We start from the raw sequence: 24,667 nt of genomic DNA, 5'->3' as shown, positions 1-24,667 counted from the left end.
CAGTCCTACCGTGATCTCGTGATGACGAACGGGATTCTCGTAGTACTCGGCTGGCGCGTCGCCTGACCGGTCACTTCGCAGACCCCGAAACGGCAACGACGCGCCACCCTCGAACAGCTGTAGCTGTCGGGGGTTTTTTCATGTCAGGCCACATCACACACAGATGAACACACAAACTAGATGAGGATCGTGCAGTGAGCGCACCAACAGCACGCAACGACGCCGGCCGTACCGAGCCGTCGCGTAACGCCGGACTGCGTACGCAGTCTCCCGCGGCGGGCAACCTCCGTGCGGTAGGCCAGCACACCGTGGCGCCCGAACGCGTCAGCGGCGCACAGTCGGTGGTCCGGTCGCTCGAGGAGCTCGGTGTCGAGGTCGTCTTCGGTATTCCGGGCGGTGCGGTGCTGCCGGTGTACGACCCGCTGCTCGATTCCAAGAAGGTCCGCCACGTCCTGGTCCGTCACGAGCAGGGCGCCGGCCACGCCGCGACCGGCTACGCGCAGGTCGCCGGCCGCGCGGGCGTCATGATGGCGACCTCCGGCCCGGGCGCCACCAACCTGGTCACCCCGCTGGCCGACGCCCAGATGGACTCGGTCCCGGTCGTCGCGATCACCGGCCAGGTCGGTCGGCAGCTGATCGGCACCGACGCCTTCCAGGAAGCCGACATCGCCGGCATCACCATGCCGATCACCAAGCACAACTTCCTGGTGACCCGCGCGATCGACATCCCCAAGGTCATCGCCGAGGCGTTCCACATCGCCGAGAGCGGCCGTCCCGGCGCTGTCCTGGTCGACATCCCCAAGGACATCCTGCAGAGCCAGACCACCTTCTCCTGGCCGCCGCAGATCGACCTGCCCGGCTACCGGCCGGTGACCAAGCCGCACGGCAAGCAGGTGCGCGAGGCCGCGCGCCTCATCAACGCTTCGAAGCGTCCGGTGCTCTACGTCGGCGGCGGCGTCATCAAGGCCAACGCCGCCGAGGAGCTGCGTGAGCTCGCCGAACTGACCGGCATCCCCGTCGTCACCACCCTGATGGCGCGCGGTGCGTTCCCCGACAGCCACCAGCAGCACATGGGCATGCCGGGCATGCACGGCACCGTCGGCGCCGTCGCGGCCCTGCAGCGCAGCGACCTGCTGGTCACCCTGGGCGCCCGGTTCGACGACCGCGTGACCGGCGACCTCTCGTCGTTCGCGCCCGAGGCGAAGGTCATCCACGCCGACATCGACCCGGCCGAGATCGGCAAGAACCGTCCGGTCGACGTCCCGATCGTGGGCGACTGCAAGGCGGTCATCGCCGAGCTGATCGAGACCCTGCGCGACGAGCGCGCCACCACCGGCGCCACCGCCGACCTGTCGGAGTGGTGGGAGTACCTCGACGGCATCCGCAAGACCTACCCGCTGAGCTACGACCGCCAGAGCGACGGCTCGATGTCGCCGCAGTTCGTGATCCAGGCACTCGGCAAGGCCGCCGGGCCGGACGCGATCTACTGTGCGGGCGTCGGCCAGCACCAGATGTGGGCTGCGCAGTTCATCAGCTACGAGAAGCCGCGCACCTGGCTCAACTCGGGTGGCCTGGGCACGATGGGTTACGCCGTGCCCGCCGCGATGGGCGCGAAGGCCGCCGCACCGGAGGCCGAGGTCTGGGCCATCGACGGCGACGGCTGCTTCCAGATGACCAACCAGGAGCTGGCCACCTGCGCCATCGAGGGCATCCCGATCAAGGTCGCCCTGATCAACAACGGCAACCTCGGCATGGTCCGCCAGTGGCAGACGCTGTTCTACGAGCAGCGGTACTCCAACACCGACCTCGCCACCCACTCGCGGATGATCCCGGACTTCGTGAAGCTGGCCGAGGCGCTGGGCTGCGTCGCCTTCCGCGTGGAGCGTGAGGAGGACGTCGACGACGTCATCGCGCAGGCCCGGGCCATCAACGACCGCCCGGTCGTCATCGATTTCATCGTCGGCAAGGACGCCCAGGTGTGGCCGATGGTCGCCGCGGGCACCGGTAACGACCAGATCATGGCGGCCCGCGACATCCGGCCGCTGTTCGACGACGACGAGGCCGCCTCCGATCCCGTCGACATCCACGAGACCATGACCAAGCCCGATGCAGCGGCGCCGAATTCGGCTGCGGCGGAGAAGGACCAGAAGTGAGCACCACCCACACCCTCAGCGTCCTGGTGGAGGACCGGCCGGGCGTCCTGGCCCGTGTCTCCGGGCTGTTCTCGCGGCGCGGCTTCAACATCGAGTCGCTGGCCGTCGGACCGACCGAGCTCAAGGGCATCTCGCGGATGACGATCATGGTCTCCGTCGAGGACTTCCCGCTCGAGCAGGTCACCAAGCAGCTGAACAAGCTGATCAACGTGATCAAGATCGTCGAGCAGGATCCGGCCAACTCGGTGTCCCGCGAGCTGATGCTGGTCAAGGTGCGCGCGGACTCGTCGGTGCGCACCGAGGTCATCGAGGTGGTGAACCTCTTCCGCGCCAAGGTCATCGACGTGTCGCCGGAGTCGCTCACCATCGAGGCGACCGGTACGTCGGAGAAGCTCGAGGCCCTGCTGCGGATGCTCGATCCGTACGGCATCCGCGAGATCGCCCAATCCGGTGCCGTGGCACTGGGTCGCGGACCGAAGAGCATGTCGGCCAATCGCTGACCGTTAGACTCCGCTGGAAACAGCGACAAGAGAATTAGAAGTCTCTCGGCGGCAGATCGCACGGCGAGGGGCGCCACAAATCGAAGGGAAACAAAGTGGCCATCGAACTGTTCTACGACGACGACGCAGACCTGTCGATCATCCAGGGTCGCAAGGTCGCGGTGATCGGTTACGGCAGCCAGGGCCATGCGCATTCGCTGTCGCTGCGTGACTCCGGCGTCGACGTCGTCATCGGTCTTCGCGAGGGCTCGAAGTCGCGTGCCAAGGCAGAGGAGCAGGGCCTGAAGGTCCTCACCGCAGCAGAGGCGGCCGCCTGGGCCGACGTCATCATGGTGCTCGCCCCCGACACCTCGCAGGCCCAGATCTTCACCGAGGACATCGAGCCGAACCTGAAGGACGGCGACGCGCTGTTCTTCGGCCACGGCCTCAACATCCACTTCGGCCTGATCAAGCCGCCGGCCAATGTCACCGTCGGCATGGTCGCCCCGAAGGGCCCGGGCCACCTGGTCCGTCGCCAGTTCGTCGACGGCAAGGGCGTCCCGGCGCTCATCGCCATCGACCAGGACCCGAAGGGCGAGGGCCAGGCCCTGGCGCTGAGCTACGCCAGCGCGATCGGCGCCGGCCGCGCCGGGATCATCAAGACCACCTTCAAGGAGGAGACCGAGACCGACCTGTTCGGTGAGCAGGCCGTTCTCTGCGGTGGCACCGAGGAGCTGGTGAAGGCCGGCTTCGAGGTCATGGTCGAGGCCGGTTACGCACCGGAGATGGCCTACTTCGAGGTGCTGCACGAGCTCAAGCTGATCGTCGACCTCATGTACGAGGGCGGCATCGCGCGCATGAACTACTCGGTCTCCGACACCGCCGAGTTCGGCGGCTACATCTCGGGCCCGCGCGTGATCGACGCCGACACCAAGGAGCGCATGCGCGGCATCCTGAAGGACATCCAGGACGGCACCTTCGTCAAGCGCCTCGTCGCCAACGTCGAGGGCGGCAACAAGGAGCTCGAGGCCCTGCGCAAGAAGAACGCCGAGCACCCGATCGAGGTCACCGGCAAGAAGCTGCGCGACCTGATGAGCTGGGTCGACCGCCCCATCACCGAGACCGCCTGAGTCCGAACGACCCTCACGATCGGCCCCTGGGATTCGTCCCGGGGGCCGATCGGCTTTCTCGCCCGTTGCGTCGCGCCCGGGTCCGTGGTGGGTGGTCTGTGCTGGCGGCGGCAGCGATTGTCGTCACGTCCGGAATGCTCGGACAGAAGAGGCCCGCCGAAATGGCGGGTCGTGTCGAGACCGCGGTCGTCGTGGAGGTGGATCGCCCGGTGGTCCGCCACGACCGGCGCGAAAAGAACGACGCCCCGGGTGTGTACCCGGGGCGTCGTCGAGGAGTCCTGTCAGCGGTCAGTAGACGCGGAAGCCGCCGTAGGCCGGCAGCGAGGCGACGCGGTCGAGGATCGGCTTGATGTTCGTGCCGGTCTCCGGGCCGAAGCAGCCGACGAAGTAGTAGGCGTTGACCATGCCGACGAGGCGGTCGCCGACGACGACCGGGCTACCGGAGTCGCCTTCGATCACGCACAGCTGGCTGAGGTGGACGCCGCCGTCGGAGAACCAGGCGATGCCACAGGTGTTGCCGGTGGTGCGGCCCTCCTTGCACGCGATGGTGGGGAAGGCCAGCGGACGGGTGTCGATGCCGCGGATGGTCACGCCGCGAACGGTGCGCAGCGGCACCACGCGCGACTCGTCCAACTCGATGATGGCCATGTCGAGGTCGGGAGTGGAGTAGGTGATGACGCCGGCCTGCCCGCGGTCCTGGAAGGTCTCCGAGTAGACCTTCTGGCCCCGGTTGCCGCAGTGGCCCGCGGTGATGCCGATCAGCTTGCCGGTCTTGGAGCGGCCGATGGTGGTCAGGGTGCACGCCGCTGCGGAGTTGCCGCCCTTGAGGACCAGAATTCCCGAACCGCCCCCGAGGTAGATCTTCGCCGGCGCCGCGACCGCGGCACCTGCACCCCAGCCGGCCAGCACCGTCGCAGCCAGTATGGCCAACAGTGCTGTCAGCTTCTTCGTCATCCGTTCTCCACTTCTCATTCTTCGCAACCGAACCGCCTGCCGAGTGCGTCGGACAGGCGGTCAAAGCACACCGTACCGACCGCGCCGGGCGATTGCCTCCGGCTGAACCGACCCGGGCACGCATTGCAACACTTCCGTGATGCACGTCGTTGCGGCTCGTAATGCCGATCACACTCTACCCAGCCGTGGGGACAGCGCCCCAAAATTGAGGTAGACCGCCTGATCGGAGCCGATTTGGGGGCTCTAAGCTGTGACATGGAGAGTCCGCGACCCTCCGACCTGACCTTTGGTGTCATCGCACCTGCCCCGACTCTGGAGATAAGACTGTGAGCTCTGCTGGCCGCCCGGTTGTACTCATCGCCGACAAACTGGCGCCGTCCACCGTGGAAGCACTCGGTGACGGCGTGGAGGTGCGGTGGGTCGACGGCCCGGACCGCCCCAAGCTGCTCGAGGCCGTCGTCGACGCCGACGCGCTCCTCGTGCGTTCCGCGACGACCGTCGACGCCGAGGTTCTCGACGCCGGCAAGAAGCTGAAGATCATCGCCCGCGCCGGAGTCGGACTCGACAACGTCGACGTCCCGGCCGCCACCGAGCGCGGCGTCATGGTCGTCAACGCCCCGACCTCCAACATCCACTCCGCGGCCGAGCACGCGATCGCCCTGCTGATGGCGACTGCGCGCCAGATCCCGGCCGCCGACGCCACCCTGCGTGAGCACACCTGGAAGCGCTCGTCGTTCAACGGCGTCGAGATCTTCGACAAGACCGTGGGCGTCGTGGGCCTCGGCCGCATCGGTCAGCTGGTCGCCGCCCGCCTGGCCGCGTTCGAGACCCACATCATCGCCTACGACCCCTACGTGTCGCCGGCCCGCGCCGCGCAGCTCGGCATCGAGCTGGTGAGCCTGGACGAGCTCCTCGAGCGCGCTGACTTCATCACCATCCACCTGCCGAAGACCCCGGAGACCGAGGGCCTGATCGGTGCCGAGCAGCTCGCCCGCACCAAGAAGGGCGTCGTCATCGTCAACGCCGCCCGCGGCGGCCTGGTCGTCGAGCAGGCGCTCGCCGACGCCATCAAGTCGGGTCAGGTCCGCGCCGCGGGTCTCGACGTCTTCTCCACCGAGCCCTGCACCGACTCGCCGCTGTTCGAGCTGCCCGAGGTCGTCGTCACGCCGCACCTGGGCGCCTCCACCGCCGAGGCCCAGGACCGCGCTGGCACCGACGTCGCCAAGAGCGTGCGCCTGGCGCTGGCCGGCCACTTCGTGCCCGACGCCGTCAACATCACCGGCGGCGCGGTCGACGAAGAGGTCGCCCCGTGGCTCGAGGTCGCCCGCAAGGCAGGCGTCCTCGTCGGCGCCATCAGCAAGGAGCCGCCGACCTCGATCGTCGTCGACGTCCGTGGCGAGCTGGCGGCCAAGAACGTCGAGGTGCTCGGCCTCTCGGCACTGCGCGGTCTGTTCTCCGCGGTGCTCGACGAGCCGGTCACCTTCGTCAACGCTCCGGCCGTCGCCGAGAGCCGCGGTGTGACCAGCGAGGTCACCACCGCACCGGAGAGCCCGAACCACCGCAGCGTCGTCGACGTGAAGGCCGTCTTCGCCGACGGGTCCGTCCACAACGTCTCCGGCACCCTGACCGAGCCGCGCCTGGTCGAGAAGATCGTGAACATCAACGGCCGCAACTTCGACCTGCGCGCCGAGGGTCACAACCTCATCGTCAGCTACGCCGACCGCCCGGGCTCGCTCGGCAAGATCGGCACCATCCTGGGCGATGCCGGCGTGGACATCCTCGCCGCCGGCCTCTCGCAGGATGCGGAGGGCGACGGCGCGACCATGATGCTGCGCATCAGCAGCGCGCTGACCGACGATGTCGTCGAGACCATCTCGCAGGCGGTGGGCGCCACCCTGATCGTTCAGGTGGACCTGTCGTGAAACTCGCAGTCATCGCCGGCGACGGCATCGGTCCCGAGGTCATCGGGGAGGCGCTCGGCGTCCTCGAGACCGTGGTCCCGTCGCTGACCACCACCGAATTCGACCTCGGCGCGCGCCGGTACCACCGCAACGGCGAGTTGCTCACCGAGGGCGACCTCGATTCGCTCCGCGAGCACGATGCGATCCTGCTCGGCGCCATCGGCGATCCGTCGGTGCCGCCGGGCATCCTCGAGCGCGGTCTGCTGCTCACGATGCGGTTCGCCCTCGACCACCACGTGAACCTGCGCCCGTCGCGCCGGTTCCCAGGTGTGGCCTCGCCGCTCGCCGGTGATCCGGAGATCGACTTCGTCGTCGTCCGTGAGGGCACCGAGGGGCCCTACACCGGTAACGGCGGGTCGATCCGCGTCGGCACCCCGCACGAGGTCGCCACCGAGGTCAGCGTCAACACCCGCTTCGGGGTGGAGCGCGTGGTGCGCAACGCCTTCGAGCGCGCGCAGAAGCGTCGCAAGAAGCTGACCCTGGTCCACAAGACCAATGTGCTCGGCTTCGCCGGGTCGCTGTGGAGCCGGACCGTCGAGGAGGTCGGCAAGGAGTTCCCCGACGTCACCACCGACTACTGCCACGTGGACGCGGCGACCATCTACCTGGTCACCGACCCCGGTCGCTTCGACGTGATCGTCACCGACAACCTGTTCGGCGACATCATCACCGACATCGCGGCGGCGGTCAGCGGCGGCATCGGACTCGCGGCGTCGGGCAACATCGACGCCACCGGGACGAACCCGTCGATGTTCGAGCCGGTCCACGGCTCCGCGCCCGACATCGCCGGCCAGAACAAGGCCGACCCGACGGCGGCGATCCTGTCGGCGGCACTGCTTCTCGAGCACCTCGGCGAGAGCGACGCCGCGGCGCGCATCGAGAAGGCTGTCGCCGACGATCTCGCCGAGCGCACCGGTCCGGTGAAGACCACCGAGGTCGGCGCGCGCATTCGCGAACGCCTCGGCTGAGTCGCCCTCAGACCGCGAACACCGACGAACCCCACAGGCCGGACCCGGTCTGTGGGGTTCGTCGGTTCGAGCGCCTCAGACGTCGTCTGGTGAAGGGACGCCGGGTGATTCGACGCGTGACGGCGCCTCCTCGGGGACCAGGGGAGCGGCGACCAGCGGTGCCAACGCCGTCAGCGCGAAGGCCGCCGGGAACCCGACCGCGGCGATCAGTCCTCCGAGTACCGGCGTGGTCGCGGCGGTCACCAGGTACTGCCCGGTGTTCTGCACCGCAAGCCCACGCCCGCTCCAGGCCGGCCCGGCGAACTCGGCGATCGCGGTGAACGCCAATCCGTTGTCGGCCACCGAGATCACGCTCGCCACCGCCATCAGGGCGGGCGCGACCGGACTGTCGAACCAGTCGGCCACGGCCAGCGCGCACATGGAGGCGACGCCCGCGACCGCGATCACGCGGATCGGGCGCATGCGCGACAGCCATGCGTCCGACCACCGGCCCGCGGCGATCCGGCCGAGGGCGCCGACGACCTGGGTGACCGTGATCAGGACGCCCGCCCCCTGAGGGGACCAGTGGTGCGCCACGATCAGCCAGGTCGGCGCGAACGTCCACAGCATCGACTGCGGGATCACCAGGAGCATGCTGACGCCGTGGACGCGGGCCAGAAAGGAGTTGCCCCGGTAGGGGTTCGGCGCGTGCATCGGAGTGGAACCGGCTTCCTGCGGCACCGTCCGGCGGGGTGGGTCGGTGATCCCGACGGTCACCGCCAGCAGGCCGGCGGCGGTCACGATCGCCGGGATGGCGAGGGCGGCAGCGGGTCCGTGGTCGGCCGCGATCGCAGGCATGGTCAAGGCGCACACGCCGATCCCCAGCGGCTGGGCCATCTGGCGAATGCCCATCGCCGTCCCGCGCCGGTGAGCGGGGAACCATCCCACCACGATTCGCCCGCTGGCCCCGTTGGCGGCGCCGGAACCGAGCCCGCCCACGAACAACGCGGCGCCGACCACCAGGTAGGAGGAGTCGGAGTGGGCGGCGACCGCGGCTGCGGCCGCGCCCGCGAGCGAGATCGACAGCGAGACCATCAGGACCAGCCGTTCCCCGAAGCGGTCCAACAGGATTCCCCACGGGATGGTCGCGATCATCAGGCCGATCGTGGGCACCGCGGCCAGCGACGACGCCTGCGGCAGTGAGAGTCCGGCGTCGGTGTGCAGCGAGGGGATGAGGTAGGCGACGCCGCTGACGACACAGGTGGTCGTGAGCGCGGCGAGCAGCGAGCACCCGAGGATGACCCACCGTCTGGTGTCGGAGATGACAACGGCGTCATCCATCGGACTCACCTCTCTCCACCGTTTCGGGACGCGGCTGGCGTCTCAATATATGGAACACTGAGTTCACATTGTAGAACCCGTGGCGATCGCGGCTAACTCGGCTCCCCGTGGGCCGGATCGCCTCGTGCGCTAGGGTCGGACCATGCGTTTAGGTCGAATTGCGAGTCCCGACGGGGTGGCATTCGTGTCGGTCGAGGGCGAGGGCTCCGACGCCGTCGTGAAGGAGATCGCCGAACATCCCTTCGGCACCCCGACGTTCACCGGTCGCTCCTGGAAGCTGGCCGACGTCCGCGTGCTGGCCCCGATCCTCGCCAGCAAGGTGATCTGCGTCGGCAAGAACTACGCGGCCCACGCGGCGGAGATGGGCGGGGAGGCGCCGGAGGATCCGGTGATCTTCATCAAGCCGAACACCTCGATCATCGGCCCCGAGGTCCCGATCGTCCGGCCGCCGTCGTCGGAGCGCGTCGACTACGAGGGCGAGCTCGCGGTGGTCATCGGCCGCCCCTGTAAGGACGTCAAGGCCGCGCAGGCCAAGGATGTCATCCTCGGCTACACCGTCGCCAACGACGTGACCGCGCGCGACCAGCAGAAGATCGACGGCCAGTGGACGCGCGCCAAGGGCTATGACACCTTCTGCCCGCTCGGCCCGTGGATCGAGACGACCCTCGATCCCTCCGACGTCGAACTGGTCACCGAACTCGACGGCGAGGTGAAGCAGCGCACGCGAACGTCGTTGATGCTCCACGACGTCGGTGAGATCGTGGAGTGGATCTCTCGGGTGATGACGCTCCTCCCCGGTGACGTCATCCTCACGGGTACCCCCGAAGGCGTGGGACCCATGGTTGCCGGGCAACGCGTTTCGGTGACCGTCGAAGGTATCGGCACGCTCTCCAACCCGGTGGTGGACAAGCAATGACAGCTCCGAGCACAGCTCGCGTCAACGGAATCGACATCTCCTACAGCGTTTCGGGCAGCGGCCCGCTGGTCGTCATGGTGATGGGCACCGGCAGTCCCGGGCGGGTGTGGAAGGCGCATCAGGAACCCGCGCTGGTGAAGGCGGGCTACACCGTCGTCACCTTCGACAACCGCGGGATCGCGCCGTCGTCGGAATGCCCGGAGGGCTTCACGCTCGACGACATGGTCAACGACACCGCCGGCCTGATCGAGCATCTCGGCCGCGGCCCGGCGATCGTCATCGGCACCTCGCTGGGCGCCCGGATCACCCAGGAACTGGCGCTGGCGCGTCCCGATGTGGTCAAGGCCGCCGTGCTCGTCGCCACCTACGGCCGCAGCACGCCTCTGCAGCAGGCGATCTCGGCCGGCGAGCGCGCACTCTACGACAACAACATCAAGCTGCCGCGCGAGTACGAGGCCGCGATCACCGCTCATCTCAACCTGTCGCCGCACACGCTGGACGACGACCGCGCCGCGCGCGACTGGCTCGACATCATCAGCTTCTCGCCGCAGACGGTGACCCCCGGGGTGCGGGCGCAGCTCGAGCTGCACAACAACGAGCTCGACCGCCTCGCGGCCTACAAGGGAATCACGCGCCCGACGCTGGTCGTCGGGTTCGCCGACGACCGCACCCTGCCGCCGAAGCTGGCGCGCGAGGTCGCCGACGTGATCCCGGGCGCCGAGTACGTGCAGATCGAACGCGCCGGGCATTTCGGATATCTCGAGCGTCCCGACGAGGTGAACCGGGTTCTCGTCGAGTTCTGCGGACGCCACCGGGCCTGAACGCGCTGGTCCGGCCCGAAAGCGGTTTCGATACGCTGAGGGTCATGACCAGTAGTGATGTGCGTGTCCGTTTCTGTCCGTCCCCGACCGGTACACCCCACGTGGGAATGGTTCGGACCGCGCTGTTCAACTTCGCCCAGGCCCGTCACGACGGCGGCACGTTCGTCTTCCGCATCGAGGACACCGACGCCCAGCGTGACAGCGAGGAGAGCTACCAGGCGATCCTCGAATCCCTGCGCTGGCTGGGACTCGACTGGGACGAGGGCCCCGAGGTGGGCGGCCCCTACGGCCCGTACCGGCAGTCCGAGCGTCGCGAGATCCACACCGACGTCGTGCAGAAGCTGCTCGACGCGGGGGAGGCGTATGAGGCGTTCTCCACGCCCGAGGAGGTCGAGGCCCGGCACAAGGCGGCCGGTCGCGATCCCAAGCTCGGTTACGACAACTTCGATCGCGACCTCACCGAGGAGCAGAAGGCCGCCTACCGTGCCGACGGGCGCAAACCGGTTGTGCGCCTGCGGATGCCGGATCACGACATCACCTGGAACGACCTCGTCCGCGGCGAGACGACCATCAAGGCCGGCACTGTTCCCGACTTCGCGCTCACGCGTGCCTCGGGCGACCCGCTCTACACCTTGGTGAACCCGGTCGACGACGCCATGATGAAGATCACCCACGTGCTGCGTGGTGAGGATCTCCTCTCCTCGACGCCGCGCCAGATCGCGCTCTACGAGGCGCTCATCCGCATCGGCGTGGCCGACCGCGTCCCCGAGTTCGGTCATCTGCCGTTCGTGATGGGGGAGGGCAATAAGAAGCTCTCCAAGCGCGATCCGCAGTCGAACCTCTTCCATCATCGCGACCGCGGCTTCATCCCCGAGGGCCTGCTGAACTACCTGGCGCTCCTCGGCTGGGGCTACTCGAAGGACACCGACGTCTTCACCCTCGACGAGATGATCGCGGCTTTCGATGTGCGACAGGTGAATTCGAACCCCGCACGCTTCGATCAGAAGAAGGCCGACGCGATCAACGCCGAGCACATCCGCCGGCTGGCGCCCGGTGACTTCACCGCCCGGCTGAAGGCCTTCCTGATCGGGCACGGGCACCTCGCCGAGCCGGTCGACGACGCGACGTTCGCCGCGCTCGCCGAACTCGTGCAGACGCGGATCACCGTCCTCGGTGACGCCTGGGACCTCATCAAGTTCGTCTACGTCTCCGATGACGAGTTCACCATCGACGAGAAGGCCGCGAGCAAGAATCTCGGCGCGGACTCGGTGGCGGTTCTCGATGCCGCCATCGCCGCCGTGGAGCCGCTGGGCTCGTGGGCGACCACCGAACTGCAGGACGCCCTGACCGAGGCGCTGGTGGACGATCTGGGCCTCAAACCGCGCAAGGCGTTCGGTCCGGTGCGGGTGGCGGTCACCGGTTCGCAGGTGAGCCCGCCGCTGTTCGAGTCGATGGAGATCTTGGGGCGCGACAAGAGCCTCGCACGCCTGCGCGCAGCCCGCGAGATCGCCGAAAAATAGCCTCTGAGCTGCATGTTTGTGGACTTCCGGGAACCCTTTGCTAAAGTCTTTCTCGGCGCTTTTCCCGGCAGGGAGAAGCAAGTCCATGGGGTATGGTGTAATTGGCAACACAGCTGATTCTGGTTCAGCCATTCTAGGTTCGAGTCCTGGTACCCCAGCGAACTGAAGAAGGTCGAGTCTCTCGGATTCGACCGCTGGAAGTTCCTTGGCCCCGTCGTCTAGCGGCCTAGGACGCCGCCCTCTCAAGGCGGTAGCGCGGGTTCGAATCCCGTCGGGGCTACAGAGGCTCCCTTCTCCTGCTCGAGCAGGGGTAGGGAGTTTTTCACTGCGAAGTGATCTCTCGTGATCGGGTCCGTCCCAGGATTCGGTCGCACCGGAAGTTCCCTGGCCCCGTCGTCTAGCGGCCTAGGACGCCGCCCTCTCAAGGCGGTAGCGCGGGTTCGAATCCCGTCGGGGCTACAGATCGACTCCCTCCTCCTGCGGCGCAGGGGAGGGAGTTTTCGTTTCGGCACGACGCGGCGGTGCGGGGCACGCGGATGGCCCCCGGCGCACAGAGAACATCGCCCGTGTGGCGATGATCACTCACCACACGGGCGGCGGTTCACTCGTGCACCGGCGGCGCCGGGTCAGTCCGCGTGGAGGAACTGTGCGGTGCTGCCCATCGGCTCCATCTTGTCCATGCCGAGCTTGCGGTGGTCCCACGAACGCGTGCGGGTGGGGATGAAGCGGACGGCCACGCGCTTGTTCATCATCTGCTCGACGAAGGGCCGCGATTCCTCCGTGTAGGGGGCGGTGTAGCGCTCCCAGACGCTGATCCCGACCTTCAGGCAGGAGTCGGGGTCGTCGAGGATCTCGGCCGTGCCCTCGAAGGACACGCCGCGCAGCGAGTCGTAGGTGTCGCCGTCCTCGATCATGATGGTGCAGCGGTTGTCGCGGCGGAGGTTGACCGCCTTCTGCGACTTCGCCTTGGTCTCGAACCAGATCTCGCCGTCCACGAGTCCGTACCACATCGCGACGAGGTGGATGTTCCCGTTCGGGCCGAAGGTGGCGAGGGTGGCGGTACGGCTGCGCGCGACGAATTCGGTGATCTCGTCGTCGGTCATGACGATCTGGCTGCGTTGGTTCACTCCCATGTGATGAAGCTATCCGACGCGCCGTCGATGTGACGAGATGCCCATGCCCGGGTCCGGTGTCGGGACGCGACGCGCGCGGGTGGTGACTCAGGGACGGGAGGCCTGCAGGCGCTTGTGGATCGCGTCGGCGGCCGCGAGGAGGTCGGCGGCCCAGCGTGCCCCGGGGCGCCGGCCCATGCGGTCGATGGGGCCGGAGACCGAGATCGCGGCCACCACGTCGCCGTTGGCGTCGCGGACCGGCGCGGACACGCTGGCGACCCCCGCCGCGCGTTCGCCGGCACTCTGCGCCCACCCGCGGCGCCGGATCTCCTGGAGCGTGCGTTCGCTGAAGACGCTGTCGTGCAACAGGGCGCGCTGGGTGGCCGGGTCGGCCCATGCGAGGAGCACCTTCGCCGCCGAACCCGCGCTCATCGGGAAGCGGGTGCCGACCGGGACCGTGTCGCGCAGGCCGGTCGGCGGCTCCATCGCGGCGACGCAGACGCGTTCGGCGCCTTCGCGCCGGTAGACCTGAACCGATTCGCCGGTGATGTCGCGCAGCCGCGGCAGGACCATCAGGGCGGCCTCGGTGACCGGATCGTGGGCGGATGCGGCGAGTTCGCCCAGGGAGGGACCGGGCTGCCAACGGCCGCCGGAATCGCGGGTCAGGAATCGATGGGTCTCCAGGCCGACCGCGAGACGATGTGCCGTGGCGCGGGGGAGCCCGGTGCGGTCGCACAGCTCCGAGAGATTGCAGGGTGCCTCTGCGATGGCGCGTAGAACGGCCACGGATTTGTCGAGGACGCCGATTCCGCTGCTGACCTCCGATGCGGTATCCTTTCCCATAGGACGATACTAGCTGTCCAAATAGTGAGATGCACGTTTTCCTCCGGGGAACGTGCACCGTCCGCCGAACCCGAGAAGATATCGAGTGCAGCCATGAGCAACAGCCCAGCCAAGCCGCTTACTCTTGCCGAGAAGGTCTGGCGCGACCACGTTGTCGTGCCCGGCGACGCCGATGCGTCCGGGACCCGCAATCCCGACCTCATCTACATCGACCTCCACCTCGTGCACGAGGTCACCAGCCCCCAGGCCTTCGAGGGCCTGCGACTGGCCGGGCGTCAGGTGCGTCGGCCCGATCTGACGATCGCCACCGAGGACCACAACGTCCCGACCATCGACATCGACAAGCCGATCGCCGACCCGATCTCGCGTACCCAGGTCGAGACCCTCCGGAAGAACTGCGAGGAGTTCGGGATCCGGCTGCACCCCATGGGTGACACCGAGCAGGGGATCGTCCACGTCGTCGGCCCGCAGCTGGGCCTGACCCAGCCCGGCATGACCGTCGTGTGCGGCGACAGCCACACCTCCACCCATGGCGCGTTCGGCGCCCTCGCCATGGGCATCGGCACCAGCGAGGTGGAGCACGTCCTCGCCACGCAGACGCTGTCGCTGCGGCCCTTCAAGACCATGGCGATCAACGTCGACGGCGAACTGCCGCCCGGGGTCACCGGCAAGGACCTGATCCTCGCCATCATCGCGAAGATCGGCACCGGCGGCGGCCAGGGCTACGTCCTGGAATACCGCGGCGAGGCCATCCGCAAGCTGTCGATGGAAGCGCGGATGACGGTGTGCAACATGTCGATCGAGGCCGGTGCCCGCGCCGGCATGATCGCTCCCGACGAGGTCACCTACGAGTTCCTGAAGGGACGCCCGCACGCGCCGAAGGGTGCCGAATGGGATGCGGCCGTTGCGTATTGGGAGAGCCTCAAGACCGACGAGGGCGCCGAGTTCGACGCCGAGGTGCACATCGACGCGAGCGAGCTGACCCCGTTCGTCACCTGGGGCACCAACCCGGGCCAGGGCGCGCCGCTGGGGTCGGTCGTCCCGAGTCCCGAGGACTTCGGCGACGAGGTCGCCCGTCTCGCCGCCGCCAAGGCGCTGGAGTACATGGACCTGACGCCGGGCACACCGCTGCGCGAGGTCGAGGTCGACACGGTGTTCGTCGGCTCGTGCACCAACGGCCGCATCGAGGACCTGCGTGCCGTCGCCGACGTCCTCAAGGGCCGCAAGGTCGCCGACGGCGTGCGGATGCTGATCGTCCCCGGCTCCATGAAGGTCCGGGCGCAGGCGGAGGAGGAGGGCCTCGGCGAGATCTTCGTGAACGCCGGCGCCGAATGGCGTCAGGCCGGATGCTCGATGTGCCTGGGCATGAACCCGGACCAGCTGTCGCCGGGCGAGCGCTGCGCCTCCACCTCCAACCGCAACTTCGAGGGGCGCCAGGGCAAGGGCGGCCGCACCCACCTGGTGTCGCCGGCCGTGGCCGCCGCGACCGCCGTCCGCGGCACGCTGGCCGCACCGGCCGATCTCGATTGAGTCACCGCCAGACCACTTTCCAGACACTCTTCTACAACAGGGGCTAACGAACATGGAGCCGTTCACCGAACACACGGGCATCGGCGTCCCGCTGCGCCGCAGCAACGTCGACACCGATCAGATCATCCCGGCGGTCTACCTGAAGCGGGTGAGCCGCACCGGCTTTGAGGACGGTCTGTTCGCCGGCTGGCGGACCGACCCGGAGTTCATCCTCAACAAGGAGCCGTGGAACCGCGGCTCGGTCCTGGTGGCCGGACCCGACTTCGGCACCGGTTCCTCCCGCGAGCACGCCGTGTGGGCGCTGTCCGATTTCGGGTTCCGCGTGGTGATCTCGTCGCGCTTCGCCGACATCTTCCGCGGGAACGCCGGCAAGGCCGGTCTGCTGGCCGCCCAGGTCGAGCAGTCCGACGTCGAGCTGCTGTGGAAGCGGCTCGAGGAAAATCCCGGGATGGAACTCACGGTGAGCCTGGTCGACAAGGCCGTGACCGCCGGAGACCTCGTGGTGCCGTTCGCAATTGATGACTACACGCGGTGGCGCCTGCTGGAGGGCCTCGACGACATCGGTCTGACGTTGCGGCAGGTAGACGCGATTTCTGCCTACGAGGCGGCCCGGCCGTCGTTCAAGCCGAGGACCCTCGCCGACTGACCGTCGACGAGGAGGGTCGACCGCGAGACGGTCGTGTCCCGCCCGGGTCGGAGACCCTGTGAGCTACCATGCGATTTCGCAACACGTCGTCCTAATTGGCGTGGAAGATGGACGTTTTCGAATTCGACGTTTACCGTGTTGTGGTAGCTGGCCGAAAATCGGCCAGATCAGCTTGCGGAGGTACTCATGAACAAGGCGGAGCTCATCGATGAGCTGACCAAAAAGCTCGACGCGGATCGCAAGACTGCGACAGAAGCCGTCGAGCACGTCGTCGACACGATCGTCCGCGCGGTCAACCGCGGCGAGAGCGTGACGATCACCGGCTTCGGCGTCTTCGAGAAGCGAAAGCGCGCGCCGCGCGTCGCCCGCAACCCGCGCACCGGCGAGACCGTGAAGGTTCGTGCCACTTCGGTTCCCGCCTTCCGCCCGGGCGCACAGTTCAAGGCGATCGTCGCCGGCAAGCAGAAGCTGTCGGCCACCGGTCCCGCCGTGAAGCGCGGCAGCGGAACCGCCACGACCGCGGCCAAGAAGACCACCGCCAAGAAGACCGCGGCGAAGAAGACCACCGCCAAGAAGACCACGGCGGCCAAGAAGACCACCGCAGCGAAGAAGACCACCGCAGCGAAGAAGACCACGGCGGCCAAGAAGACCACCGCAGCGAAGAAGACCACCGCGGCCAAGAAGACCACCGCAGCGAAGAAGACCACCGCGGCCAAGAAGACCACCGCCAAGAAGGCGGCCCCGGCGAAGAAGACCACCGCCAAGAAGGCCCCGGCCAAGAAGACCGCGGCCAAGAAGACCACTCGCCGCTGAGTTGTCGCGCGGACCGCACGCATCACCGGCCCGGTAGGGCACACAGAAGAACCCCTGGCGTCTTCCCCGCCGGGGGTTCTTCTGTGTCAGGGGTCGTGTTGTCGTAAGGGGTGTGTTGTCCCACCGATTGTGTTGGGTCGGGAGACAACTCAGTCATGCGGCAGGGGACCGGCGATGTGGTCGGCCGCGACGAGCCGTCCGCGGTCCAGGGAACAGACCCACACGCTGCCCTTGCGGTTGGCCGCCTCGGGCAGGTCGAGGCCGTCCTCGTCGGCCCACCACCGCATCAGCGGAGGGATCACCTTGCCCTGGCTGCAGACCGCGACGACATCCGGACGTGCGGCGAGCTCACGGATTCGGCGCTGCGCGGCCGCCGGATCGGCGCGGTAGGCCTCCTCGGACAGGGTCGGTTCGCTGACGCACTCGACGCCGAGCTCTGCGCGCAAGGGGTCGAGCGTCTGCTCGCAGCGCACCCGGTCGGCGGCGTGGACCCGCTCGGCGCCGAATGCGGTCAGCAGCGGCACCAGTGCCTCGGCCTGCCGACGGCCCAGCGCATCGAGCGGTCGCCGGCGGTCGTCGCCGTCCCAGTCGGCACGGCGCCCGGCCTTCGCGTGGCGCACCAGGAGCAGGGTGTGCAGATCCGCGGGCAGTCGCGCGAACTCCCGCAGGATCTGCCGGTCGAGTTCGTAGGTCAGTGTGGCATCGGCCTTCTCGACCGTCAGCCAGCGCAGCTCGTCGACCTCGTCGTCGGCGGCGAACGTGCCGTCGCCGCCGCGGGCGGCCCAGTACCGGACGTGCTTGCGTCCGGAGTCCAGGTCGTAGTGCACGTCGCCGAGGTGTCGTCCGAGCACGATGTGTTGACCGGTCTCCTCGGCGATCTCGCGGACCGCGGTGTCGACCAGGGTCTCGCCGGGTTCGCCCTTGCCCTTGGGGATCGTCCAGTCGTCGTAGCGCGGGCGGTGGACGACGGCGATCTCCACGTCGGCGGCCGCGGTCGATCCCGAGGGGCCCGGTCGCCAGACGACGGCCCCGGCGGCCCAGACGTCGGCTCTCTTCTTGTGCTTCTTCGTCATCGCAGCCTGGTCTCGGGTCGGGTGGCCGGACCGGACGACAACCGGACGCCGGTCACGAATGGATCTCCGACCGACGACGATTGCGCCGCATCATCTGGCGCTGGTGGTCGCGCACCTCCTCGCCCGCCGCGGGCGAGGCGACCCAGCTGCCGTCGGAATGCAGCACCCAGCAACGCGTCCGGGGATCGAGTGCCGAATCGAAGATGTCGCCGAGTTCGCCTGCGAGGCGGGAGTCGCGGACGTGCACCATCACCTCGACGCGCCGGTCGAGGTTGCGGTGCATCATGTCCGCGCTGCCGATCCAGTATTCGTTCTGGGCGCCGAAATGCAGGATGCGGGAATGCTCGAGGAACTGGCCCAGGATCGACCGCACGTGGATGTTGTCGCTCACACCCTCCATCCCGGGGCGCAACGCGCAGATGCCGCGGACGACGATGTCCACCGGCACCCCGCTCTGCGAGGCGCGGTAGAGCGCGTCGATCACCTGCTCGTCGACGAGCGCATTCGCCTTGAGCTGCACGCGTGCGCGCTTGTCTCCCGCACGGAACAACTCGATCTCGCGGTGGATGCGCTTGATGATGCCCGTCCGGATGCCCTGCGGGGCAACGAGGATGTTGCGGTACTCCTTCTTGCGGGAGTAGCCGGTGAGGGTGTTGAACAGGTCGGTGAGATCGGCGCCGATGTCCGGCGCGGCGGTCAGCAGGCCCACGTCCTCGTAGAGTCGCGCCGTCTTCGGGTTGTAGTTGCCGGTGCCGATGTGGCAGTACCGCTTGATCGTCGAACCCTCGCGCCGCACCACCAGGGCGGTCTTGCAGTGGGTCTTGAGTCCGACGAGGCCGTAGACGACGTGGACGCCGGCCTGTTCCAGTTTGCGGGCCCACTTGATGTTCGCCTGCTCGTCGAACCGCGCCTTGATCTCCACGAGCGCCACGACCTGCTTGCCTGCCTCCGCGGCGTCGATGAGGGCGTTGACGATCGGGGAGTCGCCCGAGGTGCGGTACAGCGTCTGCTTGATGGCCAGCACCTGCGGGTCGGCGGCGGCCTGCTCGATGAACCGCTGCACGCTCGTGGAGAACGAGTCGTAGGGGTGGTGGACGAGGACGTCGCCCTCGCGCAGCGTGGAGAACACGCTCTTGGGGGTCTCGCGCTCGCCGAACGCAGGATGGGTCGCCGGGACGAACGGGCGGTCCTTCAGGAGCGGACGGTCGAGATCGTAGAGCTCGAAAAGCGAGGACAGGTCGAGCAGGCCGGGGACCTGGATGACATCGGCGGGATTCACGTCGAGCTCGCGCAGCAGCAGCTCGAGCATGTGCTCGCTCATGTCGTCGGCGACCTCGAGGCGCACCGGGGAACCGAAGCGGCGGCGCGCGAGTTCGCGTTCGAGCGCCTGCAACAGGTCCTCGTCCCGGTCCTCCTCGACCTCGAAATCCGCGTTACGGGTCACCCGGAACACGTGGTGCTCGACGATTTCCATACCGGGGAACAGCGTTCCCAGGTTGGCCGCGATGAGGTACTCCATCGGCAGGAACACCGCGCGCTTGGGATTCGCATCGCCCGAGGGTGCCAGCTTGTCCACCCGGATGAAGCGATTCACGTTGTCCGGGACCTTGACCCGCGCGAAGTGCTCGCCGCTCTCGTTCACGTCGCGGACGGTGACCGCGAGATTCAGTGACAGGCCGCTGATGTAGGGGAAGGGGTGAGCCGGGTCCACAGCGAGTGGGGTCAGGACCGGGAACACCTCGTCCTGGAAGTAGTCGACCATGCGAGCGCGTTGATCGTCGGTGAGCTCCGCCCACGAGACGACGTGGATGTCGTTGTCGGCCAGAGCCGGTCGTACCGAGTCGAGGAAGACACGGGCGTGACGGTCGGCGATGGTCTGGGTGCGCCCGGCGATGCGCATCAACTGCTCGCGCGGGGACAGGCCGTCGGCGGATCGCACGGACAGCCCGGTCTCGTCGCGCCGTTTGAGTCCGGCGACGCGCACCATGAAGAACTCGTCGAGGTTGGAGGCGAAGATCGCCAGGAACTTCGCGCGCTCGAGGAGCGGCAGCGAGGTGTCCTCGGCGAGTGCGAGCACGCGCGAATTGAAGTCGAGCCAACTCAGTTCCCGATTGAGATACCGGTCCTCGGGCAGGTCGGCGGACTCGTCCGGGATGAGTGTCGCGGCGGGCGGCGCGTTCGGGATGGGCGTCGTCGTCACCGAGGCTGTGGTCGTGGAGGTGTCATCAGCAGGGCTCACCGTTCAATGATGACCCATCTGAACAGCGCTGTGGTGTCTCGTGCCACACAGCGTCGGGGTCGGCGGTGTTCAGATGTCGCGCAGGGCCCGGGTGGTGTGCGGACCCAGTCCCAGCTGCCGCGCCGTGGCGAGATCGGTTGCGGTGTCGACGTCGGTGCGCAGATCCAGCCACCGCCGGTGCGCCGGATCGAGTTCGACGGCCCCGACCTCGCGGTGCGCCGACGCCGAACCGGGCCCGAATCTCGGTGCGGCCTCTACCGGATCGCCCGGGGCCACCGCCCCGTGCAGCAGCACCGTGCCGGTGCCGTCGCGATCGGTCACGAAGCTCGGCGCGTCGGAAGGGGTCTCGGCCAGCACCTCTCGGAACGAGGTGCTCGTCGCCGCCGGGAGGTCGGCCTGCACGAACAGCAGCCGCCCCGAGTCCGGCCACGTCCGGCGTACCCACCGTGCGCCGTGACCGAAGGCGGTGTTGAGTCCCGATTCCGAACCGGCGCGCGGCGACGCCGATTCCGGGAGACCGCGGGTCCCGGACCTGCGGGCCGCGGCGAGCACCTCCGCGTCGGGGCTCACCACGACGATCCGGGTGACACCGGCGCCCCGGAGGGCCTCGACGGTGTCGAGGAACATCGCCAGGACGAGCGAGCCGCGCACCCCCGGCCGATCGGTTGCGCGCGAATCCCACAGCGTCGCGGCGAGCCGCGACTTGGCCTGTCGCAGACTCTTCACCGCGAGCACCGCAGCGACCGTCGCGCCGTCGGCGGGGACACCGCCGGCGGCGGCGGGGTCGACGCTCGTGTCGACGGCGCTGCGCTCCATGCAGACCATCATGGTCCACCGGGGAACAGGAGGGGGCATTCCGGGTCGGTCGTCGGCGGCGGAGCATTAGGGTGGCAGGTGATCGATCGGTCCGGACAGACGGACCCGGGCAGGAGGAGTACTGGTGCGCGCTGCGGTCATGGGAGCCGGTTCCTGGGGAACGGCGGTGGCGAAGGTCCTCGTCGACGCGGGCACCGAGACGGTCATCTGGGCCCGGCGGCCCGAACTGGCCGAGGCCATCAACTCGCGGCACGTCAACCCCGACTACCTCCCCGACATCGGGCTGCCCGAGGCGCTGACCGCGACGAGTTCGCCGGAGGAGGCGCTGACCGGCGCCGACATCGTGGTGTGCGGGGTGCCCTCGCAGTCGTTGCGCGGCAACCTCGCCCAGTGGACGCCCCACATCGGCTCCGACACGTCGCTGGTGTCGCTGGCCAAGGGCATCGAGACCGGCACGCTGCTACGCATGAGCGAGGTCATCGGAGAGGTGACCGGCGTGCCGCAGGAGCGGATTGCCGTGCTCACCGGTCCCAACCTGGCGCGCGAGGTCGCCGAGGGCCAGCCCGCGGCCACGGTCATCGCGTGCGTCGACGAGTCGCGTGCGGTGACGCTCCAGGGTGCCTTCAACACCGGGTACTTCCGGCCGTACACCAACACCGATGTCGTGGGCTGCGAGATCGGCGGCTCGGCCAAGAACGTGATCGCGCTGGCGTGCGGGATCGCGAGCGGTGTGGGCTTCGGCCAGAACACCCTGGCCACCATCATCACCCGCGGGCTCGCCGAGACCATCCGGCTCGGCCTGGCCCTCGGCGCCCACGTGGAGACCTTCGCCGGACTGGCCGGGGTGGGCGACCTGGTGGCGACGTGCTCGTCGCCGTTGTCGCGCAACCGGACCTTCGGCGCCCGCCTCGGAGAGGGCGCGAGCATGGCCGAAGCGCAGGCGGCCACCAACGGCCAGGTCGCCGAGGGCGTGAAGTCGTGCACCTCGGTGCGTGCTCTCGCCGAGAAGCATCAGGTGCCGATGCCGTTGACGGATGCGGTCCACCGCGTGTGCCACGACGGCCAGTCGGTGGAGGAGGCCATCAGCTCACTGCTCGGCCGCAGCACCAAACCGGAGATCTACCGGGGCTGACCGCCCGCCTCGAGCGGTCCCGGAGGGCCGGCGTCAGCGGCCGAGATCGAGCGGGCCACGGGCCAGCGTCTCGTCGATGACGCCGGAGATGTCGGTGATCGGGGCGTTGCCGGCGGTCGACGGAACCCACAGCGCCACATAGGGGCGATGGTCGACGGCGACGTAGGCCTGACCGGAGCCCTCCACGGTGTCGGTGATGAACCACTGCACGCCCCGATGCCCGGAAGCCTGGACCAGCTGGAGCCGGCTGTCGGGTGCGAGTTCGGCCGGGCGGGCCACGCCGCATCTCAAAAGGATGTCGTCGCCCGATCCCTGCGCGGGCCACGACGCGCGGTTCTCGGAGATCTCCTTTGCTCCGTAGCCCTCGAAGGTCTCCGGCGCCTTCTCCAGCAGCGCGGCGCACTCCTTCGACGCGGTCTCCTCCGCCGTGTACGACTCGACGGGGTTGGTCGGGTCCGAGCGCAGCGCGGCGTACGCGATGAATCCGGCGATGACCATGACCGGGATGGCGACGAGCGTCGCGATGAGCGCGGGACTCAGCCGGGGCTCGGATCCGTGACGCCCGTCCCCGGACGCGGTGTCGGCCGAGCCGCTCCCGGACCCGTCGCTGCCGGTCTTGTCGCTGCCGGGCTCCTGCGGGGTGTCATCCGAACCTGCTGACGTCACGTCACCACAGTAGGAGAACCGCCGAGAACCCCGGGCGCCGGGACGGCTCTCGGTGACGGTGAGGCCTCGCCTACGTGGCGGACGTCACCACGGAGCAGGTCAGGGTCCGGGTGATCCCGGCCACCTTCTGGATCTGGGGAACGACGTTCTGGGTGAGGTCGGTGGCGTCGGCGGCGTCGACCCGGACGATCACGTCGTACGGTCCGCTGACCTCTTCGGACGAGGCGACCCCTGAGATCTCCGCGATCGTCGCCGCAGCGAGCGCGGCCCTCCCGACCTCGGTCTGGATCAGTATGTATGCCTGAACCACGGATTTCCTCTCCGTCTGTGCGCCCTTGTCGACCCCGGCCCGCGGAGCCGGCAGAGGGTGCTCGGCGGCGAACCCCGTTCGCCCGATTCCCGACACCCCGGTGCCCAATACACTGTGGCTCACATTGTCACCGACAACCCGGTTCGCGCGCGACTCAAAGGGGACTCGACCAGAGTGGGACTCGACCAGTGACCTCCGACGACGCCGGGGGCGGCCCGGGCGGCATCGACCGCTGCGCACCGGTGGGACGCATCGGCGAGCGGGCGGTGATCTCCGCCCTCACCGCCGCGGCAACGGCCGCCGGCCCGGCCGACGACATCGTGATCGGGTCGGGTGACGACGCGGCCGTCCTCGACATCGGCGGGTCGACGGTGATCAGCACCGACACCGTCGTGGAGGGCCGGCATTTCCGTTTCGACTGGTCCACTCCCCGGCAGGTCGGGGCGCGGGCGGTGATCCAGAGCGCTGCCGACGTCGCGGCGATGGGCGGGCGCACCACCGGACTCGTGATATCCATCGCGTGCCCGCCCGAGACCCCCGTCGGCGTCGTCCTCGACCTCAACGACGGAGTCGTCGACGCCGCGCACGGGCTCGGCGCGCGGGTCCTCGGCGGCGATCTCGTCGCCGCCGCCGAGGTGGTCGTCAGCGTGACCGCGGTCGGTGCCCTCGAGGGGAGGCGTCCGGTGTCGCTCGGCGGTGCCCGCAGCGGCGACGTCCTCGCGGTGAGCGGTCCGCTGGGAGCGAGCGCCGCGGGCCTGGCCGTGCTGTCCGATGCCGAAAGCGGCCCGGAGTCCTGGCCGGACGTCGTTGCCCTGCACCGTGTTCCGTCTCCTGACCTGACCCAGGGGCCCATCGCCGCGGCGGCCGGCGCGCACGCGATGACCGACATCTCCGACGGACTCGTCGAAGAACTGATCACGATGTCGCGGGCGGCGGGCCTGGCGATGGAGGTGCGCGTCGACGCGATCCCGAGGCGCGGCGACCTCGACGCCGTGGCGGACGAACTCGGCGCGGACGTCGGCGAATGGGTGCTCACCGGTGGCGAGGACCACCATCTGCTCGCGGCTTTCGAGCCCGCGTCGGTACCCGCGGGCTGGACCGTCATCGGCTCGGTCCGCGAGGCCGGAGGACCGGTGCCCGAGGTGTGGGTGGACGGACGACGCGTCGGCGGTCCCGACGGTCCCGACCTGCACGGCTGGCAGTCCTTCTCCCAACCGCGCCGATAGCGGGACAACTCCTGCGATTTCGCTTCCTGAGGAGGCCCC

At 68.7% G+C, this 24,667-nt stretch carries 22 protein-coding genes and 3 tRNA genes; 16 read left to right on the top strand and 9 right to left on the bottom strand.

Annotated features, from left to right (window positions below):
- The first annotated feature begins 194 nt into the window (after positions 1-194).
- From GP2_RS07370 to ilvC, 3 genes are all read left to right on the top strand, one after another.
- Positions 195-2,153 carry an acetolactate synthase large subunit gene (locus tag GP2_RS07370; RefSeq protein WP_006899859.1) on the top strand — a complete coding sequence of 653 codons (1,959 nt, stop codon included), beginning with the start codon at positions 195-197 and terminating at the stop codon, positions 2,151-2,153.
- Entirely contained in the window at positions 2,150-2,653 is a 504-nt protein-coding gene (ilvN, locus tag GP2_RS07365; protein WP_006899858.1) for an acetolactate synthase small subunit, read from the top strand. The genes GP2_RS07370 and ilvN overlap by 4 nt, the downstream gene beginning before the upstream one ends.
- A 95-nt stretch (positions 2,654-2,748) precedes the next feature.
- Positions 2,749-3,762 (top strand): ketol-acid reductoisomerase, encoded by a 1,014-nt coding sequence (gene ilvC, locus GP2_RS07360; RefSeq protein WP_006899857.1) that lies wholly within the window; start codon positions 2,749-2,751, stop codon positions 3,760-3,762.
- A gap of 288 nt (positions 3,763-4,050) precedes the next feature.
- Here the strand turns inward: ilvC and GP2_RS07355 are convergent, their stop codons facing one another.
- The gene (locus GP2_RS07355; RefSeq protein ID WP_006899856.1) at positions 4,051-4,716 is read right to left on the bottom strand and encodes a chymotrypsin family serine protease; all 666 of its coding nucleotides are present in this window, start codon (positions 4,714-4,716) and stop codon (positions 4,051-4,053) included.
- Positions 4,717-5,042: 326 nt separating this feature from the next.
- Between GP2_RS07355 and serA the strand changes: the two genes are divergently transcribed.
- Together serA and GP2_RS07345 are read left to right on the top strand one after the other, a co-directional pair.
- Positions 5,043-6,638 (top strand): phosphoglycerate dehydrogenase, encoded by a 1,596-nt coding sequence (serA, locus tag GP2_RS07350; RefSeq protein ID WP_006899855.1) that lies wholly within the window; start codon positions 5,043-5,045, stop codon positions 6,636-6,638.
- Entirely contained in the window at positions 6,635-7,645 is a 1,011-nt protein-coding gene (locus tag GP2_RS07345) for a 3-isopropylmalate dehydrogenase (protein WP_006899854.1), read from the top strand. Before serA ends, GP2_RS07345 begins: the two co-directional genes overlap by 4 nt.
- A 75-nt stretch (positions 7,646-7,720) precedes the next feature.
- Here the strand turns inward: GP2_RS07345 and GP2_RS07340 are convergent, their stop codons facing one another.
- The gene (locus GP2_RS07340) at positions 7,721-8,965 is read right to left on the bottom strand and encodes an MFS transporter (RefSeq protein WP_006899853.1); all 1,245 of its coding nucleotides are present in this window, start codon (positions 8,963-8,965) and stop codon (positions 7,721-7,723) included.
- A 142-nt stretch (positions 8,966-9,107) separates the two neighbouring features.
- Between GP2_RS07340 and GP2_RS07335 the strand changes: the two genes are divergently transcribed.
- The 6 genes from GP2_RS07335 to GP2_RS07310 all read left to right on the top strand — a co-directional run bounded on the left by GP2_RS07335 (position 9,108) and on the right by GP2_RS07310 (position 12,681).
- Positions 9,108-9,881: a fumarylacetoacetate hydrolase family protein gene (locus tag GP2_RS07335; RefSeq protein WP_006899852.1), complete on the top strand. Its 774-nt coding sequence runs from the start codon at positions 9,108-9,110 to the stop codon at positions 9,879-9,881.
- Positions 9,878-10,702 carry an alpha/beta fold hydrolase gene (locus GP2_RS07330; protein WP_006899851.1) on the top strand — a complete coding sequence of 275 codons (825 nt, stop codon included), beginning with the start codon at positions 9,878-9,880 and terminating at the stop codon, positions 10,700-10,702. Before GP2_RS07335 ends, GP2_RS07330 begins: the two co-directional genes overlap by 4 nt.
- A gap of 44 nt (positions 10,703-10,746) precedes the next feature.
- Positions 10,747-12,222, top strand: a complete 1,476-nt coding sequence (gene gltX, locus GP2_RS07325; protein WP_040526590.1) for a glutamate--tRNA ligase — start codon at positions 10,747-10,749, stop codon at positions 12,220-12,222.
- 86 nt (positions 12,223-12,308) lie between these two features.
- Positions 12,309-12,380: transfer RNA gene (locus tag GP2_RS07320), tRNA-Gln, on the top strand.
- Between the two features lie 49 nt (positions 12,381-12,429).
- A tRNA-Glu gene (locus GP2_RS07315) sits at positions 12,430-12,502 on the top strand.
- Positions 12,503-12,608: 106 nt separating this feature from the next.
- Positions 12,609-12,681, top strand: a tRNA-Glu gene (locus GP2_RS07310).
- A gap of 167 nt (positions 12,682-12,848) precedes the next feature.
- Here GP2_RS07310 and GP2_RS07305 read toward each other — a convergent pair.
- Positions 12,849-13,355 carry a PPOX class F420-dependent oxidoreductase gene (locus tag GP2_RS07305; protein WP_006899849.1) on the bottom strand — a complete coding sequence of 169 codons (507 nt, stop codon included), beginning with the start codon at positions 13,353-13,355 and terminating at the stop codon, positions 12,849-12,851.
- An 87-nt stretch (positions 13,356-13,442) separates the two neighbouring features.
- Entirely contained in the window at positions 13,443-14,177 is a 735-nt protein-coding gene (locus GP2_RS07300) for an IclR family transcriptional regulator (RefSeq protein ID WP_006899848.1), read from the bottom strand.
- A 93-nt stretch (positions 14,178-14,270) separates the two neighbouring features.
- Between GP2_RS07300 and leuC the strand changes: the two genes are divergently transcribed.
- The 3 genes from leuC to GP2_RS07285 all read left to right on the top strand — a co-directional run bounded on the left by leuC (position 14,271) and on the right by GP2_RS07285 (position 17,166).
- Positions 14,271-15,707: a 3-isopropylmalate dehydratase large subunit gene (gene leuC, locus GP2_RS07295; RefSeq protein ID WP_006899847.1), complete on the top strand. Its 1,437-nt coding sequence runs from the start codon at positions 14,271-14,273 to the stop codon at positions 15,705-15,707.
- A 52-nt stretch (positions 15,708-15,759) separates the two neighbouring features.
- Positions 15,760-16,353, top strand: a complete 594-nt coding sequence (gene leuD, locus GP2_RS07290; protein ID WP_006899846.1) for a 3-isopropylmalate dehydratase small subunit — start codon at positions 15,760-15,762, stop codon at positions 16,351-16,353.
- Positions 16,354-16,539: 186 nt separating this feature from the next.
- Positions 16,540-17,166 (top strand): HU family DNA-binding protein, encoded by a 627-nt coding sequence (locus tag GP2_RS07285; protein WP_006899845.1) that lies wholly within the window; start codon positions 16,540-16,542, stop codon positions 17,164-17,166.
- 149 nt (positions 17,167-17,315) lie between these two features.
- Here GP2_RS07285 and GP2_RS07280 read toward each other — a convergent pair whose 3' ends face one another.
- The 3 genes from GP2_RS07280 to cofC form a co-directional block, all read right to left on the bottom strand.
- Entirely contained in the window at positions 17,316-18,239 is a 924-nt protein-coding gene (locus tag GP2_RS07280) for an NUDIX hydrolase (protein ID WP_006899844.1), read from the bottom strand.
- 52 nt (positions 18,240-18,291) lie between these two features.
- A complete protein-coding gene (locus tag GP2_RS07275) occupies positions 18,292-20,478 on the bottom strand; it encodes an RNA degradosome polyphosphate kinase (RefSeq protein ID WP_006899843.1) in 2,187 nt (728 codons plus the stop codon).
- 69 nt (positions 20,479-20,547) lie between these two features.
- Positions 20,548-21,294 carry a 2-phospho-L-lactate guanylyltransferase gene (cofC, locus tag GP2_RS07270; RefSeq protein ID WP_006899842.1) on the bottom strand — a complete coding sequence of 249 codons (747 nt, stop codon included), beginning with the start codon at positions 21,292-21,294 and terminating at the stop codon, positions 20,548-20,550.
- A gap of 124 nt (positions 21,295-21,418) precedes the next feature.
- Here cofC and GP2_RS07265 point away from each other — a divergent pair, with 124 nt between their 5' ends.
- Positions 21,419-22,426 carry an NAD(P)H-dependent glycerol-3-phosphate dehydrogenase gene (locus GP2_RS07265; RefSeq protein ID WP_006899841.1) on the top strand — a complete coding sequence of 336 codons (1,008 nt, stop codon included), beginning with the start codon at positions 21,419-21,421 and terminating at the stop codon, positions 22,424-22,426.
- Between the two features lie 33 nt (positions 22,427-22,459).
- Here the strand turns inward: GP2_RS07265 and GP2_RS07260 are convergent, their stop codons facing one another.
- Positions 22,460-23,092, bottom strand: a complete 633-nt coding sequence (locus GP2_RS07260; RefSeq protein WP_006899840.1) for a DUF3515 domain-containing protein — start codon at positions 23,090-23,092, stop codon at positions 22,460-22,462.
- 70 nt (positions 23,093-23,162) lie between these two features.
- Positions 23,163-23,402 (bottom strand): Lrp/AsnC ligand binding domain-containing protein, encoded by a 240-nt coding sequence (locus GP2_RS07255; protein ID WP_006899839.1) that lies wholly within the window; start codon positions 23,400-23,402, stop codon positions 23,163-23,165.
- Between the two features lie 188 nt (positions 23,403-23,590).
- Here GP2_RS07255 and GP2_RS07250 point away from each other — a divergent pair, with 188 nt between their 5' ends.
- On the top strand, positions 23,591-24,628 hold the full coding sequence (locus tag GP2_RS07250) for a thiamine-phosphate kinase (protein ID WP_006899838.1): 1,038 nt from the start codon (positions 23,591-23,593) through the stop codon (positions 24,626-24,628).
- The last annotated feature ends 39 nt before the right edge of the window (positions 24,629-24,667 follow it).

The sequence above is a fragment of the Gordonia paraffinivorans NBRC 108238 genome (assembly GCF_000344155.1).
GTDB lineage: Bacteria > Actinomycetota > Actinomycetes > Mycobacteriales > Mycobacteriaceae > Gordonia > Gordonia paraffinivorans.
The sequence above is the reverse complement of the archived record's forward strand: the minus strand, read 5'-3'. Positions and strand labels throughout refer to the sequence as shown.

Bases quoted from the DNA above. Each gene is read 5' to 3' on its own strand.
- GP2_RS07305 (WP_006899849.1), bottom strand. From the start codon at position 13,355: ATGGGAGTGAACCAACGCAGCCAGATCGTCATGACCGACGACGAGATC.
- GP2_RS07330 (WP_006899851.1), top strand. From the start codon at position 9,878: ATGACAGCTCCGAGCACAGCTCGCGTCAACGGAATCGACATCTCCTAC.
- cofC (WP_006899842.1), bottom strand. From the start codon at position 21,294: ATGGAGCGCAGCGCCGTCGACACGAGCGTCGACCCCGCCGCCGCCGGC.
- GP2_RS07300 (WP_006899848.1), bottom strand. From the start codon at position 14,177: ATGGGAAAGGATACCGCATCGGAGGTCAGCAGCGGAATCGGCGTCCTC.
- GP2_RS07280 (WP_006899844.1), bottom strand. From the start codon at position 18,239: ATGACGAAGAAGCACAAGAAGAGAGCCGACGTCTGGGCCGCCGGGGCC.
- GP2_RS07285 (WP_006899845.1), top strand. From the start codon at position 16,540: ATGAACAAGGCGGAGCTCATCGATGAGCTGACCAAAAAGCTCGACGCG.
- GP2_RS07355 (WP_006899856.1), bottom strand. From the start codon at position 4,716: ATGACGAAGAAGCTGACAGCACTGTTGGCCATACTGGCTGCGACGGTG.
- GP2_RS07335 (WP_006899852.1), top strand. From the start codon at position 9,108: ATGCGTTTAGGTCGAATTGCGAGTCCCGACGGGGTGGCATTCGTGTCG.
- GP2_RS07340 (WP_006899853.1), bottom strand. From the start codon at position 8,965: ATGGATGACGCCGTTGTCATCTCCGACACCAGACGGTGGGTCATCCTC.
- leuD (WP_006899846.1), top strand. From the start codon at position 15,760: ATGGAGCCGTTCACCGAACACACGGGCATCGGCGTCCCGCTGCGCCGC.
- gltX (WP_040526590.1), top strand. From the start codon at position 10,747: ATGACCAGTAGTGATGTGCGTGTCCGTTTCTGTCCGTCCCCGACCGGT.
- leuC (WP_006899847.1), top strand. From the start codon at position 14,271: ATGAGCAACAGCCCAGCCAAGCCGCTTACTCTTGCCGAGAAGGTCTGG.